Below are 6,090 nucleotides of genomic sequence, written 5' to 3'. Positions count from 1 at the left end.
ATAAAATTGTCAATGGTTTTGTGCGGTGTGCAATCGCTTTGTGGGGCGCGCGGGGGGGGGGGGGCCGGGGGCCCCCGGTTCAGTCCGACCCGACGGGACGCGGCCACTTCCGGAAAGACAGTCCGCGGGCGGACCTCAGTACCGGTAGTGCTCCGGCTTGTACGGCCCCTCGACATCGACGTTGATGTACTCGGCCTGATCCTTGGTCAGCCTGGTCAGCTCACCGCCGAGCGCTTCGACGTGGATCCGAGCGACCTTCTCGTCCAGCGCCTTCGGCAGGCGGTAGACCTCGTTGTCGTACTGCTCGGGCTTGGTCCACAGCTCGATCTGCGCGATGACCTGGTTGGAGAAGCTGTTCGACATGACGAAGGACGGGTGGCCGGTCGCGTTGCCGAGGTTCAGCAGACGCCCCTCCGACAGCACGATGATGGATTTGCCCGACTCGAAGGTCCACTGGTCGACCTGCGGCTTGATATTGAGCCGCGTCGCGCCGGAACGCTCGAGCGCCGCCATATCGATCTCGTTGTCGAAGTGACCGATGTTGCCGAGGATGGCCTGCTCCTTCATCGCCTTCATGTGATCGAGGGTGATGATGTCCTTGTTGCCGGTAGAGGTGATGACGATATCGGCGTTCGCGATCGCCTTCTCCACGGTGACGACGTCGTAGCCGTCCATCAGCGCCTGCAGCGCGTTGATCGGGTCGATCTCGGTGACCTGGACCCGGGCGCCCTGTCCGGCAAGCGATTCCGCGCAGCCCTTGCCGACGTCGCCGTAACCGCAGATCAATACCTTCTTGCCGCCGATGAGCACATCGGTGCCGCGGTTGATGCCGTCGATCAGCGAGTGCCTCGTGCCGTACTTGTTGTCGAATTTCGACTTGGTGACCGAGTCGTTGACATTGATGGCCGGGAACACCAGCTCACCCGCCGCGGCGAACTGGTACAGCCGCAGCACGCCGGTCGTGGTCTCCTCGGTGACGCCCTTCACCGATTCCGCGATCGCGCTCCACTTGCCGCGATCGGTCTCGAAGCGCTCGCGCAGCAGGTTCAGGAAGACCTTGTATTCGGCGGAGTGATCGTCGTCCTCGGGCGGAACGACGCCCGCCTTCTCGAACTGCGCGCCCCGCAGCACCAGCATGGTGGCGTCGCCGCCGTCGTCGAGGATCATATTGGCCGGTTCACCGGGCCAGGTGAGCATCTGCTCGGCGGCCCACCAGTACTCCTCGAGCGTTTCGCCCTTCCAGGCGAAGACGGGGGTGCCCTTGGGCTCGTCGATGGTGCCGTGCGGACCGATCACGACCGCGGCGGCGGCATGGTCCTGGGTGGAGAAGATGTTGCACGAAGCCCAGCGCACCTGCGCGCCGAGCGCGACGAGGGTCTCGATCAGCACCGCGGTCTGCACGGTCATGTGCAGCGAACCCGAAATGCGAGCGCCCTTCAGCGGCAGCACCTCCGCGTACTCGCGGCGCAGCGCCATCAACCCGGGCATCTCGTGCTCGGCCAGCCGGATCTCCTTGCGGCCGAATTCGGCCAGCGAGAGATCCGCCACCTTGTAATCGACGCCGTTGCGGACATCGGCGGTCAGGGACGTGCGTGCGGGAAGTTCTGAGGTTGTCATGCGCCTGGATCAGCCTCTCGGGTGAATGTCGGTTCGATCAGCAAGGCTAGTCCGTCGGTCCGCGGCGTGGCACAGCGCGACGGTCATCCGATGCCGGATGGGTTCTTTCAGCGAGGCGACCCTAGTCGTCACCGCGAGACAACGCGTCGCCGATCAGGCCGTCGCCCGGCGGGAGGCCAGCATTCTCCCCCGCTTACGGGGCAGGATATTCGCCTTGCTGAGATCGCCCTCGTAGTGGGCGAGAACCCGCTTGTCCATCACGGCCCGCCACAGCGGCGGGAACGCCGCGAGAACGATCATGCTTGCGTACCCGGCGGGCAGTTGCGGCGCCTGCGCCGAACTGCGCAGGGTCTGATAGCGCCGACCCGGATTGGCGTGATGGTCGCTGTGGCGCTGCAGGTGGAACAGGAAGATATTGGTGACGAGGCGGTCGCTGTTCCAGCTGTCCCTGGCCGAGCAGCGCCGGTAGAGGCCATTCGGACGGCGCTCCCGCAGCAGGCCGTAATGTTCGACGTAGTTCACCGTCTCCAGCAACGCCGCCCCGATCACGGCCTGCAATGCCAGCCAGGGCAGCGTCGCGATACCGAAGACGCCGATCAGCGTGCCGAACAGCACCAGCGACATCGACCACGCCTGCAGGATGTGATTGTGCGGGCTCCACCAGCCCCGATTCCGGCGGGCCAGCCGCTCACGCTCCAGGCTGATGGCCGAGCGGAATCCGCCGCCGACGCTGCGCGGCAGGAATTCCCACAGCGATTCGCCCAACCTGGCGCTGGCCGGATCCTGCGGAGTCGCCACCCGGACGTGGTGGCCCCGATTGTGCTCGACGAAGAAATGCCCGTATCCGGATTGCGCCAGCGCGAGTTTCGCCAGCCAGCGCTCCAGGGGTTCGACCCGGTGCCCCAGTTCGTGCGCGGCGTTGATGCCGATCCCGCTGACGAAACCGAGGGTCGCCGCGAGGCCGAGTTTGTCCAGCGGGCTCAACTCGTCGCCCGCCCACATCGCACTCGCGATCACCAGGCCGATCAGCTGGATGGGTAGGAACAGGTAGGTACACCACCGGTAGTACCGGTCGTTCGACAGACGCTCGTAATCCTCGTCGCGCGGATTGGTTCCGTCGTCACCGACCACCCAGTCCAGCACCGGAATCACGATCAGGATCAGGATCGGCCCGATCCACCAGAAGATCTCCGATCCCGTCCGCAGCACCAACTGCGACGGCAGCAGCGCGCATGCCGGGGCAAGCAGACCGAGCACCCACAGGTGACGTTTGGAATCGAGCGATCCCTTCGGTTTGCCAGCCGATTGCACGTTTGCCCCGCTAAGTCCGTACTTCCACTTCGTTGCAGGACAATACATACAGTGTTTCGGACTGATACACATCGCCTAGCCGCCGAAACGTGGCGGCAGTTACAAGCCTGCTAGTCGGTTCTTGGTCAGCTTCACAAGTGCGCCGACGCACTGCGCACCGACGGCTACCGCCGAGTTCCGGTCCGACCCGCTGCTACGGCCGGTCCCTCGCGGCCAGTATCGCCTCCACGTAGGGCGCCAGCAACTCGCTCAGTTCGGCAGGGGCATTACGGCCCGCTCCCGGCGGAGTCGGAATGTAACTCAGCGCGATCCGCGTCAGCGCGTGCGCCAATATCTCCGATTCCGCGCGGGTGGCATCCACCCAGCTGCCCTGGAAGGCCGCCGCCAGACGATCGGTCGCGTGCTCGATCAGTGGACTCGCGTCGAGGGTGATGAGGCGAAGCAGATCCAGTTTCACCTCACCCGCCAACAGCGACTGCACGAGCGGATCGGTGGCCGCGTCGAGGAAGAAGCCGGAAAGGCCCTCCCGGAACGCGGCGCGCGCGTCACCGACATTGCCGTTGATCGCGGTGTGGACGTGATCGACGAGATCATCGGCCAGTCGTAGCGCGTAGGCCTGGGCCAGACCCGCCCGCGAACCGAACTCGTTGTAGAGAGTCTGCCTGCTCACACCGGCCCTGGCCGCGACATCGCCCAGGGTGATCTTGGCCCAGTCCCGCTCGGTGAGTAGTTCGCGCATACCGTCGAGGACGGATGTGCGCAGCAGCACCCGCGCAGCTTCCTGATAGGGAACCCTCGATCCGGTACGCGGCATACCCGCGACATTGTCACGGGCATCCGCCGCAGTCAAAATCTCACGACCGTTCGATCTCGACCATGTAGAAATCGGCCTTGGCCGCACCGCAATCAGGACAGGTCCAATCGTCGGGAATATCGTCCCAGCGGGTGCCTGGGGCGATTCCGTCCTCGGGCCAGCCCTGCGCCTCGTCGTATTCGAAACCGCACTGCACACATTGGTACAGCCGGTAATCGGACTGAACGGCCTGCTCGGCGGTCGCCGAATCGCTTGCTGTACTCATCTGTTCACTCCCACCGGTTCGAAATCGATCTTCTCGCGTACGCCGCAATCGGGGCAGCACCAGTCATCGGGCACCGCCGTCCACGCCGTACCCGCCGGAAATCCCTCGTGCGGCTCGCCTTTCGACTCGTCATAGACGTAATCGCAGACGGGGCAACGGAAAGCACTCATATCTACGCCTCCACCGTACCGCCGTGCGCGGCGCCCGCGCCGTATTCGGCGATCACCTTGTCCCGCTTGGCCGGATGGATATTGGCCCGGGTGATATCGCCGTCGTAATGCGCGAGCACTCGCTTGTCCATCACCCGGCGCCACAGCGGCGGGAAATAGGCGAGCAGGATCATGCTGGCGTACCCGCTGGGCAGATTGGGCGCGCCGTCCCAGCTGCGCAGCGTCTGGTAGCGCCGCGTCGGGTAGGCATGGTGGTCACTGTGCCGTTGCAGGTGGTACAGGAAGATATTGGTGACGATGTGATCACTGTTCCAGCTATGCACCGGCGCGGGCCGCTCGTATCGGCCGGAAGCGGTGTGCTGACGCACCAACCCGTAGTGCTCGAGGTAGTTGACGGCCTCCAGCAGACTGAATCCGACCACCGCTTGCAGGATCAGGTACGGAAGTAGCTCGATACCGAAGATCGCGACCAGCGCCGCGTACAACACCACCGACATCAGCCAGGCGCTGAGCACTTCGTTGTGCAGGCTCCACGGCTTCTTGCCCAGGCGCTCGAGGCGCGTCTTCTCCAACCGCAGCGACGAGGTCAGACTGCCCCATACGGTGCGCGGCCAGAAGGCCCAGAAACTCTCACCGATCCGCGAACTGGCCGGATCCTCCGGCGTCGCCACCCGGACATGGTGGCCGCGATTGTGCTCGATGTAGAAATGACCGTAGAAGGATTGGGCCAGCGCGATCCGCGACAGCCAGCGCTCCAGATCCACCTTCTTGTGGCCCAATTCGTGCGCGGTGTTGATCCCGATGCCGCCGATCATGCCGATCGTGATGGCCAGCCCGATCTTGTCGACCAGGTGCAGCCCGCCGTCGATGCCGAGCCAGCTCACGTTATCGGCGGTGATGAGGTAGCAGGCCATCACCAGACCCGCGTACTGGAACGGCAGGTACAGGTAGGTGAGGTAGCGGTAGTACTTGTCGTGCTCCAGGTACTCCATCACCTCGTCGGGCGGATTGTCGCCGTCGGGACCGAACCAGATGTCGGCCAACGGGATCAGCACGTAGATCAGAATCGGGCCGAGCCAGAACGGCACCTGCGCCAAGCGGTGCCAGCCGAGTTCATTGAGCGCCCAGATCAGCGGGAGGCCGATCGTGAACAGCCCGGTCGGCGCGAACAGCCCCCACAGCCACATATACCGCTTGCGATCACGCCACGCCTGCGCCTCCACCGGACGCCCGGACGCGTCGATACCCGTCGACATCGTTGTCTCCATCCCTATCGTGCCGCGCGCCGAAGTGTGACGCGCACTACAACTGAGATTTACAATAGATGTCGCACTGTCGGATGTCTATACAAATTGGATCATTTGTAAAATCTCATGACCGACGCGCGAGTGGCATCAACAGCACGTCCGCGTTCTCCGGTAGCGCGTCGACCGGCCACCACCGCAGGTCGGTCGACTCGGCACTGCGCACCGGAACGGCGCCTGCCGGGGCGGTGATCCGGAACAGCAGATCGAGATGTCTCGTCGGCACCCCCAGCGAGCAGGTGATCGGGTGCGCCTGGGCTCCGTACAGTTCCGGCTCCAGATAGAGGTCATCGATGCCGGACTCCTCGGTCGCCTCGCGCAGCGCCGCGTCGGCGACCGTCTCGTCCTTTTCCTCGCAGTGGCCGCCGAGTTGGATCCAGCGGCCGACGCGCGGATGCAGGGTCAGCAGCACCTCGCTGCCGTCATGGGAGAAGACGACCGCCGAGGCGGTGATATGCCCGGGAGCATGCTCACGAAGACAGCCGCGCGGCGCCGAGCCCAGGAAGGCGAGCATCGCCTCGCGCAGCGACTGCTCGGCCCCCGCGATCGGACGCCATGACTCGAGCAGCGCCGTCGCCGAGGCATGCAGTGATCGCGCGCTCACCGGGC

At 64.8% G+C, this 6,090-nt stretch carries 7 protein-coding genes; all 7 read right to left on the bottom strand.

What is annotated here, in order from left to right; all coding sequences use genetic code 11:
- Window positions 1-135 precede the first annotated feature (135 nt).
- Window positions 136-1,617, bottom strand: coding sequence for an adenosylhomocysteinase (ahcY, locus tag ABZS43_RS32015; RefSeq protein ID WP_355039724.1), 1,482 nt, complete (start codon window positions 1,615-1,617; stop codon window positions 136-138).
- 153 nt (window positions 1,618-1,770) lie between these two features.
- Entirely contained in the window at window positions 1,771-2,826 is a 1,056-nt protein-coding gene (locus ABZS43_RS32010; RefSeq protein WP_355039728.1) for an alkane 1-monooxygenase, read from the bottom strand.
- Window positions 2,827-3,121: 295 nt separating this feature from the next.
- Entirely contained in the window at window positions 3,122-3,742 is a 621-nt protein-coding gene (locus ABZS43_RS32005; protein ID WP_355039727.1) for a TetR family transcriptional regulator, read from the bottom strand.
- A gap of 40 nt (window positions 3,743-3,782) precedes the next feature.
- Window positions 3,783-4,007, bottom strand: a complete 225-nt coding sequence (locus ABZS43_RS32000) for a rubredoxin (RefSeq protein ID WP_355039723.1) — start codon at window positions 4,005-4,007, stop codon at window positions 3,783-3,785.
- Complete coding sequence (locus ABZS43_RS31995) at window positions 4,004-4,177, bottom strand: rubredoxin (RefSeq protein WP_355039722.1); 174 nt, start codon at window positions 4,175-4,177, stop codon at window positions 4,004-4,006. The genes ABZS43_RS32000 and ABZS43_RS31995 overlap by 4 nt, the downstream gene beginning before the upstream one ends.
- Window positions 4,178-4,179: 2 nt before the next feature.
- Window positions 4,180-5,433: an alkane 1-monooxygenase gene (locus ABZS43_RS31990; RefSeq protein WP_355039721.1), complete on the bottom strand. Its 1,254-nt coding sequence runs from the start codon at window positions 5,431-5,433 to the stop codon at window positions 4,180-4,182.
- Between the two features lie 115 nt (window positions 5,434-5,548).
- Window positions 5,549-6,085 (bottom strand): NUDIX domain-containing protein, encoded by a 537-nt coding sequence (locus ABZS43_RS31985; protein WP_355039720.1) that lies wholly within the window; start codon window positions 6,083-6,085, stop codon window positions 5,549-5,551.
- Window positions 6,086-6,090 lie beyond the last annotated feature (5 nt).

This window comes from Nocardia sp. NPDC005366, from assembly GCF_040606855.1.
In the GTDB taxonomy this organism is placed as follows: domain Bacteria; phylum Actinomycetota; class Actinomycetes; order Mycobacteriales; family Mycobacteriaceae; genus Nocardia.
The sequence above is the reverse complement of the archived record's forward strand: the minus strand, read 5'-3'. Positions and strand labels throughout refer to the sequence as shown.

Bases quoted from the DNA above. Each gene is read 5' to 3' on its own strand.
- ABZS43_RS31990 (WP_355039721.1), bottom strand. From the start codon at position 5,433: ATGTCGACGGGTATCGACGCGTCCGGGCGTCCGGTGGAGGCGCAGGCG.
- ABZS43_RS32000 (WP_355039723.1), bottom strand. From the start codon at position 4,007: ATGAGTACAGCAAGCGATTCGGCGACCGCCGAGCAGGCCGTTCAGTCC.
- ABZS43_RS32005 (WP_355039727.1), bottom strand. From the start codon at position 3,742: ATGCCGCGTACCGGATCGAGGGTTCCCTATCAGGAAGCTGCGCGGGTG.
- ahcY (WP_355039724.1), bottom strand. From the start codon at position 1,617: ATGACAACCTCAGAACTTCCCGCACGCACGTCCCTGACCGCCGATGTC.
- ABZS43_RS31995 (WP_355039722.1), bottom strand. From the start codon at position 4,177: ATGAGTGCTTTCCGTTGCCCCGTCTGCGATTACGTCTATGACGAGTCG.